General features: G+C 66.2%; 15 protein-coding genes. 11 read left to right on the top strand and 4 right to left on the bottom strand.

What is annotated here, in order from left to right:
* Nucleotides 1-192 precede the first annotated feature (192 nt).
* From J7I84_RS03185 to J7I84_RS03155, 7 genes are all read left to right on the top strand, one after another.
* Entirely contained in the window at nt 193-1,641 is a 1,449-nt protein-coding gene (locus J7I84_RS03185) for an FtsX-like permease family protein (protein WP_214940543.1), read from the top strand.
* A gap of 2 nt (nt 1,642-1,643) precedes the next feature.
* Nucleotides 1,644-2,348 (top strand): ABC transporter ATP-binding protein, encoded by a 705-nt coding sequence (locus J7I84_RS03180; RefSeq protein ID WP_214940541.1) that lies wholly within the window; start codon nt 1,644-1,646, stop codon nt 2,346-2,348.
* 111 nt (nt 2,349-2,459) lie between these two features.
* Nucleotides 2,460-3,530, top strand: a complete 1,071-nt coding sequence (locus J7I84_RS03175) for a Gfo/Idh/MocA family protein (RefSeq protein WP_214940539.1) — start codon at nt 2,460-2,462, stop codon at nt 3,528-3,530.
* Between the two features lie 209 nt (nt 3,531-3,739).
* Nucleotides 3,740-4,690: a hypothetical protein gene (locus J7I84_RS03170; protein ID WP_251046005.1), complete on the top strand. Its 951-nt coding sequence runs from the start codon at nt 3,740-3,742 to the stop codon at nt 4,688-4,690.
* 93 nt (nt 4,691-4,783) lie between these two features.
* A complete protein-coding gene (locus tag J7I84_RS03165; protein ID WP_214940537.1) occupies nt 4,784-5,989 on the top strand; it encodes a hypothetical protein in 1,206 nt (401 codons plus the stop codon).
* Nucleotides 5,990-6,275: 286 nt separating this feature from the next.
* Entirely contained in the window at nt 6,276-7,517 is a 1,242-nt protein-coding gene (locus J7I84_RS03160) for a serine/threonine-protein kinase (protein ID WP_214940535.1), read from the top strand.
* A complete protein-coding gene (locus J7I84_RS03155; protein ID WP_311381055.1) occupies nt 7,514-8,020 on the top strand; it encodes a hypothetical protein in 507 nt (168 codons plus the stop codon). Before J7I84_RS03160 ends, J7I84_RS03155 begins: the two co-directional genes overlap by 4 nt.
* 106 nt (nt 8,021-8,126) lie before the next feature.
* Here the strand turns inward: J7I84_RS03155 and J7I84_RS03150 are convergent, their stop codons facing one another.
* The gene (locus tag J7I84_RS03150) at nt 8,127-10,346 is read right to left on the bottom strand and encodes an NADP-dependent isocitrate dehydrogenase (protein WP_214940533.1); all 2,220 of its coding nucleotides are present in this window, start codon (nt 10,344-10,346) and stop codon (nt 8,127-8,129) included.
* A gap of 327 nt (nt 10,347-10,673) precedes the next feature.
* Here J7I84_RS03150 and J7I84_RS03145 point away from each other — a divergent pair, with 327 nt between their 5' ends.
* Together J7I84_RS03145 and J7I84_RS03140 are read left to right on the top strand one after the other, a co-directional pair.
* Nucleotides 10,674-11,639, top strand: coding sequence for a serine protease (locus J7I84_RS03145; RefSeq protein WP_214940531.1), 966 nt, complete (start codon nt 10,674-10,676; stop codon nt 11,637-11,639).
* Nucleotides 11,623-11,793, top strand: a complete 171-nt coding sequence (locus J7I84_RS03140; RefSeq protein ID WP_214940529.1) for a hypothetical protein — start codon at nt 11,623-11,625, stop codon at nt 11,791-11,793. The genes J7I84_RS03145 and J7I84_RS03140 overlap by 17 nt, the downstream gene beginning before the upstream one ends.
* A 126-nt stretch (nt 11,794-11,919) precedes the next feature.
* Here J7I84_RS03140 and purH read toward each other — a convergent pair whose 3' ends face one another.
* Nucleotides 11,920-13,605: a bifunctional phosphoribosylaminoimidazolecarboxamide formyltransferase/IMP cyclohydrolase gene (gene purH / locus J7I84_RS03135; protein ID WP_214940526.1), complete on the bottom strand. Its 1,686-nt coding sequence runs from the start codon at nt 13,603-13,605 to the stop codon at nt 11,920-11,922.
* 144 nt (nt 13,606-13,749) lie between these two features.
* Between purH and J7I84_RS03130 the strand changes: the two genes are divergently transcribed.
* Nucleotides 13,750-15,102 carry an MFS transporter gene (locus tag J7I84_RS03130; RefSeq protein WP_214940524.1) on the top strand — a complete coding sequence of 451 codons (1,353 nt, stop codon included), beginning with the start codon at nt 13,750-13,752 and terminating at the stop codon, nt 15,100-15,102.
* 116 nt (nt 15,103-15,218) lie between these two features.
* Here J7I84_RS03130 and purN read toward each other — a convergent pair whose 3' ends face one another.
* On the bottom strand, nt 15,219-15,800 hold the full coding sequence (gene purN, locus J7I84_RS03125) for a phosphoribosylglycinamide formyltransferase (RefSeq protein ID WP_214940521.1): 582 nt from the start codon (nt 15,798-15,800) through the stop codon (nt 15,219-15,221).
* A 38-nt stretch (nt 15,801-15,838) separates the two neighbouring features.
* Between purN and J7I84_RS03120 the strand changes: the two genes are divergently transcribed.
* Entirely contained in the window at nt 15,839-16,270 is a 432-nt protein-coding gene (locus tag J7I84_RS03120) for a hypothetical protein (RefSeq protein ID WP_214940519.1), read from the top strand.
* Nucleotides 16,271-16,282: 12 nt separating this feature from the next.
* Here J7I84_RS03120 and J7I84_RS03115 read toward each other — a convergent pair whose 3' ends face one another.
* Entirely contained in the window at nt 16,283-17,599 is a 1,317-nt protein-coding gene (locus tag J7I84_RS03115; protein WP_214940517.1) for a DUF6350 family protein, read from the bottom strand.
* Between the last annotated feature and the right edge of the window lie 378 nt (nt 17,600-17,977).

The raw sequence follows: 17,977 nt of genomic DNA, 5'->3' as shown, positions 1-17,977 counted from the left end.
AGAAACAGCCGGCCAAACCCGGCGAGCGGAAAGCCCGGTCCCTTCGTGGGGCCGGGCTTTCCTGTGTCCTGCCTCAACAGCAACAGCCTTCACAGCCCAAACACAGGTTCGGCCGGATTCCTGCACAGGATGCCGGGCAAGGGTTGATGCGAAGCCGGCCCCCGGCGCCGGCACCTGAGTCATAGGAGTAACGTGAGCGTCCTCGCCCGAAGCGTAGGCAATGCCTTCAGAAACAAGGTCCGCACCGCAGCTGTTGTCGCGGTGCTGGCCGTCGCGATCGGCCTGGCACTGGCCATGCTGGTGGCGAACCAGGCGGTCGGAGCGAAAGTGCAGGAGCTGAACGCCTCCGTCGGCACCGTCCTGACTGTCAATCCTGCCGGCGGCCAAGGCTTCGAAGGCGGCGGTGAGCCGCTCACTGCCGCCCAGGCAGCCACCGCCGCCGCCGTGCCAAACGTCAGTGCCGTCGTCGGGACCTCATCGCTGCGGCTGCGGAACGCTGCAGCCGCCGCTGCACAAGCGGCCCAAACTGCCCAGACCGGCCAGGGCGGGCCGGGCAACCAAACCGGGCAGGCGGGCCCCGGCGGCCAGGCCGCAGCCACCTTGACCACCAGCCTCACCGCCGCGGTGGATGCAGGCACACTGGGCAACCGCAATCAGCAGGCCAACGGGACCACGGGCTCCACCGGAACCACCAGGCAGCCCGTCCGCTCCCTGCCCATCACCGCCACCGGCATCGGCGCTGAAGTGGACACAACGGGCAAGGGACTGAACATCACCCAGGGCACCGGGCTGGGCGATTATTCGGCAGCATCCACCGGCGCGCTGCTGGGCACCACGCTGGCGGAAAAGAACAACCTGTCCATCGGCTCCACATTCACCATCAACGACCAGACCTACACGGTGACCGGACTGTTCGACGCCGGCACGGCTTTTGGCAACAACGCCGTGTACATCACCCTCCCCACCGCCCAGACGCTCGCCGGAACCCCGGGCGAATTGTCCAGCATGATCGTCACGGTCAACTCGATGGACAACGTGGCCGCTGCAAAGACGGCCCTGCAGGCCGCCCTGGGCTCTGACAAGGCTGACGTCACCCAGGGCCAGAACCTGCAGACCGCCGTCAGCTCCCTGGACAGCGTCAAGAACATCTCCTTCATCGCCTTCATCGCCGCCCTTGGCACAGCCGGCCTGATCATCCTGCTCATCATGGTGATGCTGGTCCGCGAGCGCCGCCGCGAAATCGGTGTCCTGAAGGCCATCGGCGCACCCAACCGCACCATCGGCCTGCAGTTCGTCCTCGAGGCCCTGGTCCTGGCAGCCCTGGGCAGCGCATTCGGTGCCGCCATCGCGTCCTTCGCCAGCAACGGGATTGCCTCCGCCCTGATCAGCAGCAACACCTCCACGGGCGCTGCAACCACGGGCCGCGGTTTCCCGGGCGGGGCCGGTGGGGCCTTCCAAGGCGGCCAGCGCGGACCCTTCGGCGGCGCTTCCCAGCTCCTGAACTCCGTGACTGCGAGCGCATCGCCGGGAGTCATCGCCGGCGGCATCGCTGCAGTCTTCGGCGTTGCCATCATCGGCGCCCTGGTTCCCGCGCTGCTCACGGCGCGAATCCGTCCCATCGAAGTCCTGCGAGGAGAATAGCCATGATTGAAGTCAAGAACCTGGTCCGCACCTTCAACTCCGGTGACCGCACCATCAAGCCCGTCAACGATGTCAGCTTCGTCCTGGAGCAGGGAACCCTCGCCTCCATCGTGGGCAAGAGCGGCAGTGGCAAGAGCACCCTGCTGTCCCTCCTTGGTGCCCTCGACAAGCCCACCAGCGGAGACGTCGTCGTGGACGGCGTCAGCCTGGCAAGCCTGCCGGACAGCAAGCTGACGGAATACCGGCGCCGGGACATCGGCTTCGTGTTCCAGCAGTTCAACTTGATCCCCAACTTGTCCGCTGTGGACAACGTCATGCTGCCCATGGAGTTCGCGGGGGTCCGGAAGGCCTCCAGGCTGGAGCGCGCCAAGGAGTTGCTGGAGCAGGTACAGCTGGATCCGTCCAAGCACGACCGGCGCATCAACAGGCTCTCCGGCGGCGAGCAGCAGCGCGTGGCAATTGCCCGGGCCCTGGCCAACGAGCCGAAGCTCATCCTGGCCGATGAACCCACCGGCAACCTCGATGAGCAGACCGGGGACCACATCATCGAGCTCCTCAGCTCGCTGAGCCGCGACCACAACACCACCATTCTGGTGGTTACCCACGACAGGGTCCTTGCGAACAAGACCGACCGCCGGTTCCGCCTGCAGCAGGGCAAGTTGACGGAAGAGCCGGCCCGGGAGCGGGCTGTCGCGGCAACCGCCTAACACGCGCAGCGAGGGCCGGGGGCACGCGCTCCCGGCCCTCGCCGTCGTCCGCTTCCTCCCCCCGCCGTAAGTTCCCTGCTCCTCCTGCACCGCTGTGACAGGATGGCACTTATGAGTGCTCCCATTGCCACGCCATGGCTGTCCAAGCAAGCCGACCAGGATCCGCGGTCCGCCACGGGGGCTCCGCTGCGCTGGGGAATCATCGCAACTGGAAGCATCGCCCGCGCTGTCTCGCAGGATCTCGCGCTGCTTCAGGATGCCGAGCTGTACGCGGTCAGTTCCCGCGCCCAGGACACCGCAGATGCCTTCGCCGTGGCCTATGACTTCGCCAAGGCGTACGGGGACGACGGCGGTGTGCCCGGCTACCAGCGGCTGCTCGCTGATGATGCCGTAGACGTTGTCTACGTGGCCACGCCGCACGCCCAGCACCACGAGATGGTTCTCGCCGCCCTCAATGCCGGCAAGCATGTGCTCTGCGAGAAAGCCTTCACCATCAACGCGCGGGAAGCGGCGGAGCTCATCGAGGTTGCGCGCAGCCGCAAGCTTTTCCTGATGGAGGCGGTCTGGAGCCGGTTCCTGCCCTCCATGCAGCGTGCTTTCGAAATCGCGGCTTCCGGTGAGCTGGGCGACATCCATTGGGTCACCGCCGATCTGGGTTTCCCGGCACCGTACTCCCCCACGGCCAGGCTGTGGTCGCGGAAGGACGGCGGAGGCGCACTGCTGGATTTGTCGGTCTACCCGCTCCTGTGGGCGCTCGGTACGCTGGGCTTCCCGCAAACCGTCAGCGCCACAGGGTTCGTCAATGAGGACGGAGTGGATGCTCAAAATGCCATGAGCCTAGGCTACGGCCACGCCGCCCAAGTCCAGCTCACCTCCTCCCTGTTGGCCCACGGACCCCGAACTGCCACCGTGGCGGGAAGCCGTGGATTTCTGCAAAGCGTGGGGTCCATCAACAACCCCGGCGAACTCGTCATCGCCAAGGGGTGGGAAGAGCGCCGGACCGAAACGTTCGACGTAGTGGGCAAGGGCTACGCCTACGAGCTGCGCGAGGTGATGCGGTGCGTCCAGCAGGGGCTGACTGAAAGCCCGGTTATGCCGCTGGAGGACACGTTGAACACCATGCGCCTTTTCGATGGTGTGCGTGCCCAACTCGGGGTTACCTACCCCAATGACAGCCACTAGCCTGTCCTTGAACGGACGGACGGACGACGGCGGGGTGCAGCTTTCGCTCCGTCGCTCAGGAACGTCACAGCCCACCGCCGTCATCGGCGCGTCCTGCTCGCGTTGCCGGGAATTTGTAAATTCCCTGTAGCCAGGTCTGGACTTACGGCAATAAGCAGTCTTACCATTTAGACGGCAACGATTGCACCGGACACTGGGGGGTGGCACGCATGGCTCGTATGAGTTCGCCATGGCGTGCCCTGCGCCCCGCCATCCTTGCCGGGGCCGCCGCAGTCACTTGGTTGACGCTCTCGTCCACCGCTGCGTCCGCCGATACCACGCCGGACCCATCATCGCTGTTCCCTACAGTTACCAGTTCGTCTTCATCCCTGACCCATGGGCTTGCGGATACGTTTTCACTGAATCCCGCCGGCTCACCGGCAGGAGCCGTTGCAGCCCCCGGGCTGCTGCAGCCCGTCGTGACGCCGGTTTCCGGGCTTACGGACAACCTCATTGCCGCCGTTCCCGTGGTGAACCAGGTGGTACCGTCAGGAACTGTTTCCGCCGTCTCCGCCCCCGTCGTTGGGCTTGGCGACACCGTAACGGCCGGCGTGGCCCAGGTTGTTGTAGCCCCGGCGGCAGAGGCCATTCCGGTACTCCAGCCAGTTTCTGACCTCATGACCGGCGCTGCTCCGCTGCCCGTCCCACCCTTGGCAGCCGTGCAAGCGGATGTTCCTGACGTGCTGGCCCCAGCTCTCGCAGAGGATCAGCCTGCTGCCCTCCCTGGGACCCCGGAAGCCGTGGAAGCGGCCCAGGAAGCTGCCCAGGCTTTTGAAAGCTTGTCCCCGACCGCACAGGCCAATGGCATTGCAGCCCTGGAAAGTGCTGGTCCCGGCATCCTTGCCTACACGGCTGTCCAGCAGCCTGCGGTGTCCGCGATAGCTGATCTTCTTTCGGAACAGCCCCTTCCCGCTGACCCCTCGCCCGTTCCCGCCCAGGCTCCTGCAGCCCCGGCGTCGGGCACGGGCAATGGCGGATCGTCCGGCGGCCCTTCCGGTGCTGCAGCGTGGCTCAACCCCTTCGACTTTGACTTTGTACCAGCCGGCGCTGTTTCCGCCGGCGAGGCCCCTGAGCACGCCCCTGCGCCGGTGGCATTCGACCCCGGTTCTTCTCCTGACTAGTTGAGGCCCCCTGCCCTTTTTGCGGGCAGCACGTGGCTCTACGGGCAGCCGACCAGCGCCCGAACACCCTCAACTATTTCAGGAGTAACCACCATGAACTGCACCCTTCGCAGGGGGCTGCTTAGCACCCTCTTTGCCGGCGGCCTTTTGGCTTTCGGCTGCGCTGCCGCCAACGCGGCGGACACCACCAGCGGGACGGACCTTTCCGCTTCCGCCCTCATCTCGGCGGCGGCACCCGCTAATTCGACGTCGTTGGGCCTGCTGGGTGACCCAACGCCTGCCGGATCCGCGGGCGTCGCCGCCGCAGCAAACGTTAACGTCGGCCTCGGCGGCATCACCGGTCCCGTCACCAGCGGCACCGGGACCGGAACCACGGACGGCACGGCAACGAACCTCGCCGTCGACGCCAACGTAAACCTCGGACTTGGCAGCGTCCCCACCGCCCCGGCACCCGCCGGAACCAGCGGCCCCACCGATCTGGCAGCCGCAGCAGACGTCAACCTCGGCCTCGGCGGCATCACCAACCCCGCAACCACGGACCTCGCAGCCGCAGCAGACGTCAACCTCGGGCTCGGCAGCATCACCGACCCCACCACCGGCGGCACCGGGACCACGGACGGCACCACGGCGGATCTCGCCGTCGACGCAGCCATGGACCTGGGCCTTGGCGGGATCACCAACGGTGACACCACCGGGCTCGGCAGCACTGTGGACGCAGCCCTCGACCTCACCCTCGGCGGCATCACCAACGGTGGCACGTCAGGTGCCGTCGACGCAGCCGTGGGCCTGGGTACCGATACGGGCAACAGCACTGTAGGCAACGGCGGCCTGGATGCTGTTGTCGACCTCGGTATTGGGCTCGGCGGCGACACCACCACGGGCACTCCGGGAACTTCCGACCCGGGTACTGCCAACCCCGGCGACGGCACCACCGGCGACACCGGCTCCCTTGATCCCGGGGCGGTGGACCCCGGAACCAGCACCCCGGGCTCGGACAACACGGGAGACAACACTGCGGGCAACGGGAACGGCACCACGGGCGGTGATTCCACCGGCACCGGTACTACTGGCGCAGGCGACGTCACGGCAGCATCCGCCGGTTCCACCGCGGTCAGCGGCGCCATCCCCACTGTGACAGTGCCCCGCGGTACCCCGGCCACCGGTAACCGTGCCCTTGCCACCACAGGCGCTGCCCACACCGGCCTCGCCAACACCGGCTGGGACGGATCGCTGATTCCCTTGGCCCTGCTGCTCCTTGCCGCCGGGCTGCTGGTTCTCCGCAAGCGCAAGGTGTCGTAAAGGCCTCACGGCAAAGCGATAAGCGCCCGCAAATGTGCGCCTGAAGCGGCAGCACGCAGCGGGCTGACGAAAGGAGGACGGCGGCCCCGAAAAATAACAGCAATACAAAAACATGTCATCAGCACACATGTCCTTGTAGCCAATGGTCCGGCGGCGAAGGTGTTCGAAATCGCCGCCGGACCGTCGGCGTGCCAGGCCGGGAAGGCCTGGGTTGATCACAGGTTCCGGCCTACCGCCCGTATAATTTGAGGTACGACAGTGCCGCAGCGCACCGGGAGGAACGGTCATGGTGGCGGAATCGCCTAGCTCCATCAAGAATGAAGTTGTCGGCGGTCGCTACCGTTTGGGTGAAGTTGTAGGCCGCGGCGGAATGTCGTCGGTGTATTGCGCCCGGGACGAAAACCTGGGCCGCGATGTGGCGCTGAAGCTCTTCGCCCCACAGGCCCCGGACGCGGATGAGCTAAAGCGGCAGGAAGCTGAAATACGGCTCCTCGCCACACTCAATCACCCGGGTTTGGTGACCCTCTTCGACGCCGGTATCGATGATCGCATTCCGGATGAGCCCCGGCCCTTCCTGACCATGGAACTGGTGGAGGGCCAGGACCTGCGCAGCCGGATAAGGCACAGCAGGGTTCCGCTGGAAGAACTGTCCGTCATTGGCGCAGGCATCGCCGACGCCCTGGCATACGTGCACGGCCTGGGCATTATCCACCGCGACATCAAACCGGGCAATATACTCCTGGTGCAGATCCGGCCGGGCGAGCCGCTGCGCCCCAAGCTCACGGATTTCGGTATCGCCAGGATTGTGGATTCCACCCGGCTCACGTCCACGGGCACCATGGTGGGCACCGCGGCCTACCTCAGTCCCGAGCAGGCCCTCGGCAAGCCACTGTCTTCGGCCACGGACATCTACTCTTTGGGACTGGTGCTGCTGGAGTGCATCAAAGGCACCATCGAATACCCCGGCAGCGCGGTGGAATCTGCAGTTGCCCGGCTCCACCGTGCCCCGGAAATCCCCGACGACGTCCCCTCCGAGTGGGCGGACCTCATCCGTTCCATGACAGCCATCGAGCCACTGGAACGGCCGGCCGCCGCGGACATCGAAACGTCGCTGCGCCAGGCCCTGGTCTCCCCCGCCTCTACGCCGGGAGAACTGGCCCCGGAAACCACGCGGGTGCTTCCCGCCATGCCCTTCCACCCTCCCTCCATCACCGCAGAAGAATCGGTGGACGAAGTGCGTGAGGCAGCAGCTGCCACGGGCACAGAGGCTCCTGCCTCACCTGCTTCAAAGACTTTGTCCGGGACGGCGGCCGGCTCATCGGCAGCCAAGGCCCCCGGCAAGCCCCGCCTGTCACGGAGCCGTTGGATCTGGCTTGCCGTGGTGCTCGGTGTCCTGGTGGTGGCCGCAGCCGCCGCCGCAGTAATGATGAGCATCTCCGCGCGCCCCGCCGACATGGTCCCTTATCCCACGGTAACCGGCGTCCTTGGCGACCATCTGCAGGAACTCCAAAAGAGCGTGGCCCCGTGACCCTGTTGCGGGAAGCCCCGGGCCGGCTGCTGCTTGCCGGAGCGGCGGCCCTGCTGGCGGCAACCCTCCTCAATGCCTGTGCGGCCCCTGGAAACGGGCTGCAGCGCGAAGCCGCAACCCAGCTCCAGGCCCGGGTCCTGGAGGTAACCCAGGCTTCGTCCCAGAACGATCCGGTGTCGGCGCTGAAGGCATTGGACGGTCTCGATGCGGATCTTTCCGCGGCGAAGGCGAAGGGCCAGGTTTCCGAAGAGCGGCGCCGCAGCATCACCACCGTGGCCACCGCGGTCCGGGCAGACCTCGATGAAGCCGTCGCCGCCCAGGCCGCGGCCGCGAAAGCTGCCGAGGACGCCCGCATCGCCGCCGCCCAAGCAGCACAGACTCCCCCACCCGCACCGGCACCAGCTTCTCAGGCGGCTCCCGCGCCCGCCCAGGGCAACGCCGCCGGCAACGGAGCGGACGCAGGCAAGAACAACAACGGCGACAAGGGCAAAGGCAAGAACTGAGTCCGCGCTGCAGACGCTACAACGGAAAAGAAGCGGTGCCCGGTAGAAAATGAACTGGAGCAGTTCAAAACCAGGGCACCGCTTCTTTATGCCTTACCGGCCCGTGTCAGGCCAGGCTGGCGATGACCTTGTTCAGCGTGGCCGAAGGACGCATGACGGCGGACGCCTTGGCCTCCTCCGGGCGGTAGTAGCCTCCGATGTCCGCGGGTGAGCCCTGTACCGCGGCCAGCTCGCCCACGATCGTTTCCTCCTTCGAGGAAAGCTCGTTGGCGACTGAACTGAACGCGGCGGCCAGGTCGGCGTCGTCCGTCTGCTTGGCCAGTTCCTCTGCCCAGTAGCGGGCCAGGAAGTAGTGGCTGCCGCGGTTGTCCAGCTCGCCGACGCGGCGGCTCGGGGACTTGTTCTCCAGCAGGAACGTGCCGGTGGCACGGTCCAGGGTGTCGGCCAGGACCTGGGCGCGGGCGTTGCCCGTGGTGGTGGCCAGGTGCTCGAAGCTCACGGCCAGGGCCAGGAACTCACCCAGGCTGTCCCAGCGAAGGTGGTTTTCCTTGAGCAGCTGCTGGACGTGCTTGGGGGCCGATCCGCCGGCGCCGGTCTCAAAGAGGCCGCCGCCGTTCATCAGCGGAACAACCGAGAGCATCTTGGCGCTGGTGCCCAGTTCCAGGATGGGGAACAGGTCCGTGAGGTAGTCGCGGAGCACGTTGCCAGTGACGGAGATGGTGTCCTCGCCCTTGCGGATGCGCTCGAGCGTGAAGGCGATGGCCTTGACGGGGGCCATGATCTGGATGTCCAGGCCCTCGGTGTCGTGCTCCTTCAGGTACTCGTTGACCTTGGTGATGAGGTTGGCGTCGTGCGCGCGCTCCTCGTCCAGCCAGAACACGGCGGGGGTCTGGGACGCACGGGCGCGGGTGACGGCCAGCTTGACCCAGTCGCGGATGGGGGCGTCCTTGGTCTGGCAGGCACGCCAGATGTCGCCCTCGGAAACCTCGTGCTCGATCAGGACGTTGCCGGCGCCGTCAACGATCTGCACCTTGCCGGCTTCCTGGATCTCGAACGTCTTGTCGTGGCTGCCGTATTCTTCAGCCGCCTGCGCCATGAGGCCAACGTTCGGGACAGTGCCCATGGTGGTGGGGTCGTAGGCGCCGTTGGCGCGGCAGTCATCGATGACCACCTGGTAGATACCGGCGTAGGAGCTGTCCGGCAGGACGGCGAGGGTGTCCGCTTCGTTGCCGTCCGGGCCCCACATGTGGCCGGAGCTGCGGATCATTGCCGGCATGGAGGCGTCCACGATGACGTCGCTTGGGACGTTCAAGGTGGTGATGCCCTTATCGGAGTCCACCATGGCCAGGGCGGGGCCGTCTTCCAGGCCCTTCTTGATCAGGTTCTGGACGCCCTCGCGCACATCCGCGGGCAGGTCCTCGAGGCTGCTGAGGATGGCGGCGAGACCGTTGTTGGGGCTGATGCCGGCTGCTGCGAGCTGCTTGCCGTAAGTATCGAACAGTTCGGAGAAGTAGGCCTTCACCACGTGGCCGAAGATGATGGGGTCCGAAACCTTCATCATGGTGGCTTTAAGGTGCGCGGAGAACAGCACGCCCTCTTCCCTGGCGCGGGCAACCTGGGCCTTCAGGAATTCGTCCAGGGCGGCGGCGCGCATCACGGTGCCGTCAATGACTTCGCCGGCCAGCACAGCGAAGGCCTTCTTCAGGACCTTCACCGAGCCGTCCCCGCGGACCAGCTGGATGGCGATGGTGCCGTCCTTCTCGATGACCACGGACTTCTCGTTGGAGCGGAAATCGTTCTGCGCCATGGTGGCCACGTTCGTCTTGGAGTCAGCGGTCCAGGCGCCCATGGAGTGCGGGTTCTGGCGGGCGTAGTTCTTGACGGACAGCGGTGCCCGGCGGTCCGAGTTGCCTTCGCGCAGGACCGGGTTCACAGCCGAGCCCTTGATCTTGTCGTAGCGCGAGCGGACGGCGGTCTCCTCGTCGGAGGAAGGGTTGTCCGGGTAGTCCGGCAGCGCGTAGCCCTGGCCCTGCAGCTCTGCGATGGCGGCCTTCAGCTGGGGAATGGACGCGCTGATGTTGGGCAGCTTGATGATGTTGGCTTCCGGCGTCTTCGCCAGCTCTCCAAGTTCAGCAAGGGCGTCACCGATCTGCTGCTCCGGGGTGAGGTAGTCACCGAACACGGCGATGATGCGGCCGGCGAGCGAAATGTCGCGGGTCTCCACCTCCACACCTGCGGTCGAAGCGAATGCCTCGATGATGGGCAGGAACGAATAGGTAGCCAGCATCGGCGCTTCGTCGGTGTGGGTGTAGATAATCTTGGACATGCGCGGGCGTCTCCCTGTGGGTCGGCTTGGTTGTGAAAAATTCGGTCTATTTCACCATGTACAACTTACCCGAGGACGGGACATTGAACCGTACCGGAGTCCCACCGTTACCCCGGCGGTGAGCAGGATTACAGCGATGGAGAACGTCCGACGGCGGGACGCATGCGGGTGCCCGGGCCGCCGTCTCAATGGCCGGGCAGGCGGGAACAGGTAAAGGACCTAAGACGGTATTTGATATCTCACTACTGTGTACAAACTTGCCGGGTGGCGATAAATTCGCTTAGTCACTCCCGATCCAGGGCCCAACCCCGTTCAGACAGGACAACAATGACACGCACCAGGTCTCTGGCTTCCGGCCTCCTGACTTTTTCGGCGGCCGCCGTGCTTGCGCTTACCTCGGCCGGCGGGGCTTCAGCCGCCCCGGCACCGTCCGAAGGAAACGCAAACCCGTCCGTCGCCAGCGTCACCGTTGACGCCGGCGGCGCAGCAGATTACTGGACTCCCGAGCGGATGCAGAGCGCCGTTCCCGGTGACACCCTTGCCGGCAAGGCCCTGGAACGCGGCAACCGCTCCAGCCCCCTCCTGGTACAGAAGGGCAAGCCTGCCACCACTAAGGGAACCAAAGGCAAGTCCACCATCGCCCAGAGCGAGAACCCCGTTTCGCATATCGGCAAGGTCTTCTTCACCATGGGCACTACCAACTATGTGTGCTCCGGCAACGCGCTTAACTCGGGCAACCACAGCACTGTAGCCACTGCCGGACACTGCGTGAATGAGAGTGGCGCGTACGCCACCAACTTCGTCTTCGTGCCTGCCTACGACAACGGCGCCGCACCCTACGGCAAGTGGACCGCCAAGGCCTTGTACGCCCCCACCCAGTGGGTTTCCAGCGGCGACATGACCTATGACACCGGGTTTGCCGTGGTCAACCCGGACAGCAAGGGCCGCCTCCTCACGGACGTCGTGGGTGGCTCAGGCACAGCCTTCAACCAGGCACGGGGCCAGTCCTACACGGCCTACGGCTACCCGCAGGCTGCACCGTTCGACGGTACGTCCCTCTGGAGCTGCAACGGCGTGGCCAAGGACGATACCAACAACCCGCAGTTCGGCACCCAGGGGATCCGTTGTGACATGACGGGCGGCTCCTCAGGCGGTCCATGGTTCCTCGGCGTCGGCTCGGACGGCGTCCAGAACTCCATCAACAGCTACGGCTACAACGGCTCCGCCGTGATGTACGGCCCGTACTGGGGCGCCGTTATCCAGGCCACCTACAACAATGCGGCAGTCTCCTAAACCTGAGCCGGGTGAGGATCCCGTCAGCCATATCGACCTGAGCCAGTCGCCCGAGGAAGTCCTCGAATACTGGACAGAGGAGCGGATGGCGGAGGCGAAGCCCCGGGAGATCCAGCTTCCCAAGCCTGGCCCACGCCAAGAAGACCAGGACTGATCCAGAACATACGACGACGGCGCCCGTCCCCAATCGCAGGGGGCGGGCGCCGTCGTCATTTGACCTGGGCCCACGCCGCCAGGGTTCCCTGGCCCAGCGCCAGCAAGGTTAGGGCGGCGGTGGGAATTAGTGGAAGAAGTGGCGGGCCCCGGTGAAGTACATCGTGATGCCGGCAGCGTTCGCCGCCGCAACCACTTCCTCGTCCCGGACCGAGCCGCCGGGCTGTACCACCGCGCGCACGCCGGCGTCGATCAGGATCTCCAGGCCGTCCGCGAACGGGAAGAACGCGTCGGAGGCGGCCACGGCGCCGCGGGCCCGCTGGGGAGCGCCGCTCGCGTCCGCGTTGGAGGCACCGCCGGCGCCTTCGACGTCGGACTGGACGGTGACGCCAAGGGTGTTGGCACGTTCCACGGCCAGCCGGCAGGAGTCAAGCCGGTTGACCTGGCCCATGCCGATGCCGACGGCGGCTCCGTTGTCGGCGAGCAGGATCGCGTTGGACTTCGCTGCCCGGCACGCTGTCCAGGCGAAGGCGAGGTCGGCGAGGGTCTTCTCATCCGCGGCTGCACCGGCGGCGAGGGTCCAGTTGGCGGGGTTGTCGCCGTCGGCGTCCACCTTGTCGCTGACCTGCACCAGCATGCCGCCGGAGACCTGGCGGAACTCCGTGGGGTAGCGGCCGTAGCCCTCCGGCAGGGCGAGCAGGCGGATGTTCTTCTTCTTGGAAAGGATCTCCACGGCCTCGGGTTCGAAGCCGGGGGCGATGACCACCTCGGTGAAGATGTCCTTGACAGTGTTGGCCATGCCGGCAGTGACGGTGCGGTTCGCGGCGATGACGCCGCCGAACGCGGAGACCGGATCGCAGGCGTGGGCCTTGGCGTGGGCATCGGCGATGGGGTCGGCGGCGTCTGCCGAACCCACGGCAACACCGCACGGGTTGGCGTGCTTGATGATGGCAACGGCGGGTTCGCTGAAGTCGTAGGCGGCACGCAGGGCAGCGTCGGCGTCAACGAAGTTGTTGTAGCTCATGGCCTTGCCGTGCAGCTGGTCCGCCTGGGCGATGCCAACCGGCGCGGCCTTGTCCACGTACAGTGCGGCCTGCTGGTGGGGGTTTTCGCCGTAGCGCAGGACCTCTGAGCGTTCCAGGGACAGGCCGGCGTAGGCGGGCCAGTCGATGACGCCGTCGCCGTCCTCATCCAGGAACTGGCCGGCGGTCCAGGTGGCCACGGCGTTGTCGTACGCGGCGGTGTGCGCGAATGCCTTGGCGGCGAGCCGGCGGCGGGTCTTCAGGTCGAAGCCGCCGGCGGCAGCAGCTTCCACCACCTGGCCGTAGAAATTCGGGTCCACCACAATGGCGACGGCGGCATGGTTCTTCGCTGCCGACCGCACCATGGCGGGGCCTCCGATGTCGATCTGCTCCACGACGTCGTCCTGCGCGGCACCGGACTTGACGGTCTCCACGAAGGGGTAGAGGTTCACCACCACAAGATCGAAGGCTTCGATGTCCATGCTGGCGAGGGTTTCCATGTGGGCCGGAACCCGGCGGTCTGCCAGGATGCCGCCGTGGACGCGCGGGTGCAGCGTCTTGACGCGGCCGTCCAGCATCTCGGGTGAACCCGTGACTTCTTCAACCTCCTGCACGGGAATGCCCGCCGCGGCGATCTTCTTCGCGGTGGAACCGGTTGAGACCAGCTTCACGCCCGCTGCGTGCAGGCCTGCGGCGAGCTCCTCCAGACCGGTCTTGTCGTAAACCGAGATCAAGGCCCGGCGGATGGGCACACGGTCAATGGATACGCGCTCATGCTGCGTGAAGCTCACAAATGTCTCCGTCTTTTCTCGCGGAACAGGGCCGCGGTTGGTGGGGATGGGGCCAGTTTATCGCGAAGGGCGCGGTTGCCCCTTGTGCCTCCCGGAGTGTGAACGCCGCAGGGCCCCCGCTAGAGTTTTCAACAGGAGGCGGCGATGAATACTTACACCACTGTGCCCAGCGGCGAACAGGTGGTCCAGGAACTACCCTGGCGATGGAAAGTCCAGGGCAGGATCTTCCTGATCGGGGGCCTCGGCTTCATGTTCGACGCCTGGGATGTCACCCTGAACGGCATCCTCATTCCATTGCTGTCCAAACACTGGTCACTCTCCGCCGGGGAGGCGGCCTGGGTGGGCACCGCGAACCTGGTCGGCATGGCCCTGGGCGCCTTCATCTGGGGAACCATCGCGGACACCCTGGGGCGGAAGAAGGCCTTCACCGCCACGCTGCTGCTGTTCTCCGTGTTCACCGTCCTGGGCGCATTCGCCCCCGACTTCATCTGGTTCTGCGTCTTCCGGTTCATGGCCGGGTTTGGCCTGGGCGGCTGCATTCCGGTGGATTACGCACTGGTGGGTGAGTTCACCCCCCGGAAGCAGCGCGGCAAGGTGCTTACTGCCATGGACGGCTGGTGGCCTGTCGGCGCAGCCCTGGCGGGGTTCGTCTCGGCCGGCCTGGTGGCCCTCTACGGCGACTGGCGCCTGACCATGCTGGTGATGGTGCTGCCGGCCCTGCTGGTCTTCTGGATCCGGCGCAGCGTGCCGGAGTCCCCGCTGTTCCTGATCCGGAAAGGCCGGCGGGAGGAGGCCGCCAGGATCATTGACGGACTGGTGGAAGCCACGGGGGCGGAACCGCGCGCCTACAGCCTTCCCGATGCCCGGGATGTCCCGCGGCTTTCCGCCGGCAGTGCCTGGACCCAGCTGCGCTCGGTGTGGCAGTTCGACTGGAAGATCACCGCGGCTGCCTGGGCCCTGTTCTTCAGCATCCTGCTGGTGTATTACCTGTCCCTGACGTGGATGCCGCGGATCCTGATCGGCGCCGGGTTCGCCGAATACAAGGCGTTCATCACCACGGCGTCCATGGCCGCCGTCGGCTTCCTGGGCGTTGTGGTGGCGGCGCTGCTGGTGGAGCGGGTGGGCCGCAAGTGGATCCTCGCCATCACCGGGCCGCTGTCGGCGCTGACTTTGGTGATCGTGGCGTTCGTGGTGGATATCCCCACGGCCGCGGTGTTCTGGCTGCTGGTGTTCGGTTTCGTTGTGCAGGTGGCCATTCCGGTGCTCTATGCGTATGTGTCCGAGCTTTATCCCACCGAGCTGCGCGGCACCGGGTTCGGCTGGGCGTCCACGTTCTCGCGCCTGGGAGCGGGTTTTGGACCGTTGATCTTTGCCAACTACTTCTGGCCGGAATTCGGGCTGGCCACCTCCTTCGCCCTGGCCGGCGCCCTGGTGCTGGCCTCCGTTCTGTGGATGGCGTTCTTCTCCCCTGAAACCCGCCAGGCCCGCCTGCAGTAGCCGCTTTCCGCTACGCGCTTATTCATTTTCGACGCGCACGTTCCCCGGCGCGCACAGTATGTGGGCCGCGAAACGGCATATGCGAATCGAAACGGACAGTGCGCGTCGAGGGCGGCCTAGGAGGCGGTGAACGACGGGTCCGCGGCGAGGGCGGCCAGCGTGGAGACCAGGAGCCGGCGCTCCACCACCTTGATGCGTTCGTGCAGGGTTTCCTCGGTGTCGGAGTCCTCGATGGCCACGGCCTCCTGGGCGATGATGGGGCCGGTGTCCACCCCGGCGTCCGCCCAATGCACCGTGCAGCCGGTGACCTTAACGCCGTACGCCATCGCATCGCGCACGCCGTGGGCGCCGGGGAACGCGGGGAGCAGCGCGGGGTGCGTGTTGAGGTACCTGCCGCTGAAGGCATCGATAAAGCCCGGGCTGACGATCCGCATGAACCCCGAGGAAACCACCACGTCCGGCTTGTAGGCGGCCACGGCCTGGGTCAGCGCGGCGTTCCAGTCGGCGCGGTCCGGGTAGGCCTTGAAGTCCACCACAAAGGTGGGAATACCGGCGGCAGCGGAGCGCTCGACGCCGTAGGTCCCTGGGCGGTCGGCTCCCACCGCGGCAATTTCCAGGCCGAGCTCCCCCGCTTGGACGGCGTCGATAACTGCCTGGAGATTGGACCCTGTTCCGGAAACGAGGACGACGATACGCATTGGTCCAGCTTAGGTGCAGGCTCGCGTACGCTGGAAAAATGAACAGAGCACCGGGCCGAAGCGGGCAGCAGCAGGCCAAACCCCCGCTCAGCGAGGCGGGAAAAGCCTCCCTCGCCAAGACCCACACCCTGTTCCGGACGTTCGTGGTGTCGGTGCTCGGGGCGTTCTTCGTATACCAGCTGGACGTCAGTTATCTGTGGCTGACCATTCTGCTCACCGCCGCGAGCCTGGTTCTGGGGATAGTCCTGCTGGTCCGGGCAATCCGGCTGAAGGAGTCCAAGCTGGTCCTTTTGGGCACCATTTCGGGGCTGGTGGTTGCGGCCGTCATGGTGCTGCTGATTGTCACCACCCTGGTCCTGTTCAACCAGGTGCGCGAGTACCAGGCCTGCCTGGGCCGGGCGCTGACGGACCGGGCCACCCACGCATGCATGGTGCAGTTCCAGGATGTCCTGCCCACCAACGTCCGCTGATCCCGGCAGGTCCTAGTGGACCAGTTCGGCGTCCTGTTCCGCCGCCCGGATTTTCTCCCTTTCCAGCCACGGCCCGGCCGCGTAGCCAATGACGACGCCGGCACCCACCTCGGCGGCCACCCATAGTCCTGTCCACAACGGGTCCGGTCCGATGGCGGTGAGGCGCCCAAGGCCGGCTGATCCCCTGGCCATCCAGGCCAGGCACATGGTCAACAGTCCGGCAGCCAGTCCAGCCAGCACGCCGAGCACCAGGGTGGAGGCAGTTGCCGTGAACCAGCGCGCGTGGACCTTGATGGCGAGCCACTCATCGAAGTGGTTCTCGCCCTCCCGGAGGAACCACCATCCCGCCATGACGCCTGCCAGCACCGGAACGATCAGGGCAACGAAAGCATAGTCCAGGGTCCCCGACGGGATGGCCGCCAGGACTGGTATGGACGGAAGCGGTCCGACGGCAGTACCCAGTGCCCCCGCCTGGGAGCCGGCCCCCATGGCAAAGCCGGCGCCGGATGTCCAGGCGAGGGCGAAGACCACGAGGTTGGGGAGGAAGCCAAGCTGCGCGATGGTGAGGGCGGCACCTCCCACCGGGCCGGCGTCGAGCGCTTCATAAACGGACACCACCAGGTTCCAGTGGATGAACAGGTCAACGGCCAGCAGCGCTGCGGCCAGGGTGAGGGCCGAAAACACGGCAACGAACCCTGCCTTCGCCGCGGAAGCAAAGTATGATCCGGCCCAGCGGGAATGCTGGCTGGTGCGCGATATCCAGTCCACCGCGTCAACGCCGATGAGCCGGCTCCAGGACCCTGCTTCCCTCCGCGCCCCAATCACCATGCCGAGCCCGAATGGAACCAGGGGAACCAGCATGGCGTACCAAAGGTTGATGACGACGTCGGCGTTGCGGCAGACGAACCCCGTGGCCGCACCGAACGCTGCATAGACTGCCCACGAGCCAAGCAGCGCCTGCCACAGCTGGTCCGTGTAGGAGGCGCGGGCCAGCCGGCGGCCGGCGCGCCAGGCCAGGAGGAATGGGATCAGGGTCAGGCCCAGGGGAATCAGGTTCAGGATGCCCGATCCGCCGTGGCTGGCGGCCCCGGTGCCGGCGCCGGCAAGTTCCAACGGCACCCCGTGGACCAGGAGCCAGGACTGCCCTGCCAGACGTGCCAGGACCTCGAACTGCCCGTTCTGGAAACCCGCTGTGGCCCAGACAGCCACGATGGGCGCCACGACCACCAGCGCCGAAATGATGGCTGCCTGCGCCGCTTCAAGGCCACCCTGCAGCCATAAGGGCATGGGAAGGCCACGGTCTCCGGTCTGATCAGCGCGCAGTTTCATCGTGTTCCATGGTGTCACGCCGTATGCGCCGCGCCTGCGAACGACAGGCTCCCCGCGGGCACCGATCAACAATCCACTGCCGTGGCATCCGGCGCTTTTTGCCCTGCCCCGCCGTAAAATTGGTAGAAACCAACACGCGCCGCCCCACCGGGGGCATATTGCAATTTCTGCTGGCCGCCGGGCGTGAACCGCGCCAGCCGTGTACCCGGATTCCGTAAACCGGGAAAACAGGAGCCGCGAATGAGAGATGAACCGTAAGTTCTGAAGATATTCGTCCTACTGGCTGGTGCAGTCACCGCTCTCAGCGCGGCTGCACCAGCGTTTTAAAATGGTGCGGCGCCGGGAGCCCCTTCAAGCAGGCTCCCGGCGCCGTTCACC

Source organism: Arthrobacter sp. ISL-85, assembly GCF_018613675.1.
GTDB lineage: Bacteria > Actinomycetota > Actinomycetes > Actinomycetales > Micrococcaceae > Arthrobacter.
This window is presented reverse-complemented; position numbering and strand designations above follow the sequence as displayed.

What these genes read in the sequence shown, in the direction of transcription:
- J7I84_RS03175 (WP_214940539.1), top strand. Translation starts at nt 2,460, where the DNA reads ATGAGTGCTCCCATTGCCACGCCATGGCTGTCCAAGCAAGCCGACCAG.
- purN (WP_214940521.1), bottom strand. Translation starts at nt 15,800, where the DNA reads ATGCGTATCGTCGTCCTCGTTTCCGGAACAGGGTCCAATCTCCAGGCA.
- J7I84_RS03150 (WP_214940533.1), bottom strand. Translation starts at nt 10,346, where the DNA reads ATGTCCAAGATTATCTACACCCACACCGACGAAGCGCCGATGCTGGCT.
- J7I84_RS03120 (WP_214940519.1), top strand. Translation starts at nt 15,839, where the DNA reads ATGAACAGAGCACCGGGCCGAAGCGGGCAGCAGCAGGCCAAACCCCCG.
- J7I84_RS03140 (WP_214940529.1), top strand. Translation starts at nt 11,623, where the DNA reads ATGCGGCAGTCTCCTAAACCTGAGCCGGGTGAGGATCCCGTCAGCCAT.
- J7I84_RS03160 (WP_214940535.1), top strand. Translation starts at nt 6,276, where the DNA reads ATGGTGGCGGAATCGCCTAGCTCCATCAAGAATGAAGTTGTCGGCGGT.
- J7I84_RS03165 (WP_214940537.1), top strand. Translation starts at nt 4,784, where the DNA reads ATGAACTGCACCCTTCGCAGGGGGCTGCTTAGCACCCTCTTTGCCGGC.
- J7I84_RS03115 (WP_214940517.1), bottom strand. Translation starts at nt 17,599, where the DNA reads ATGAAACTGCGCGCTGATCAGACCGGAGACCGTGGCCTTCCCATGCCC.
- J7I84_RS03180 (WP_214940541.1), top strand. Translation starts at nt 1,644, where the DNA reads ATGATTGAAGTCAAGAACCTGGTCCGCACCTTCAACTCCGGTGACCGC.
- J7I84_RS03130 (WP_214940524.1), top strand. Translation starts at nt 13,750, where the DNA reads ATGAATACTTACACCACTGTGCCCAGCGGCGAACAGGTGGTCCAGGAA.
- J7I84_RS03145 (WP_214940531.1), top strand. Translation starts at nt 10,674, where the DNA reads ATGACACGCACCAGGTCTCTGGCTTCCGGCCTCCTGACTTTTTCGGCG.
- J7I84_RS03170 (WP_251046005.1), top strand. Translation starts at nt 3,740, where the DNA reads ATGGCTCGTATGAGTTCGCCATGGCGTGCCCTGCGCCCCGCCATCCTT.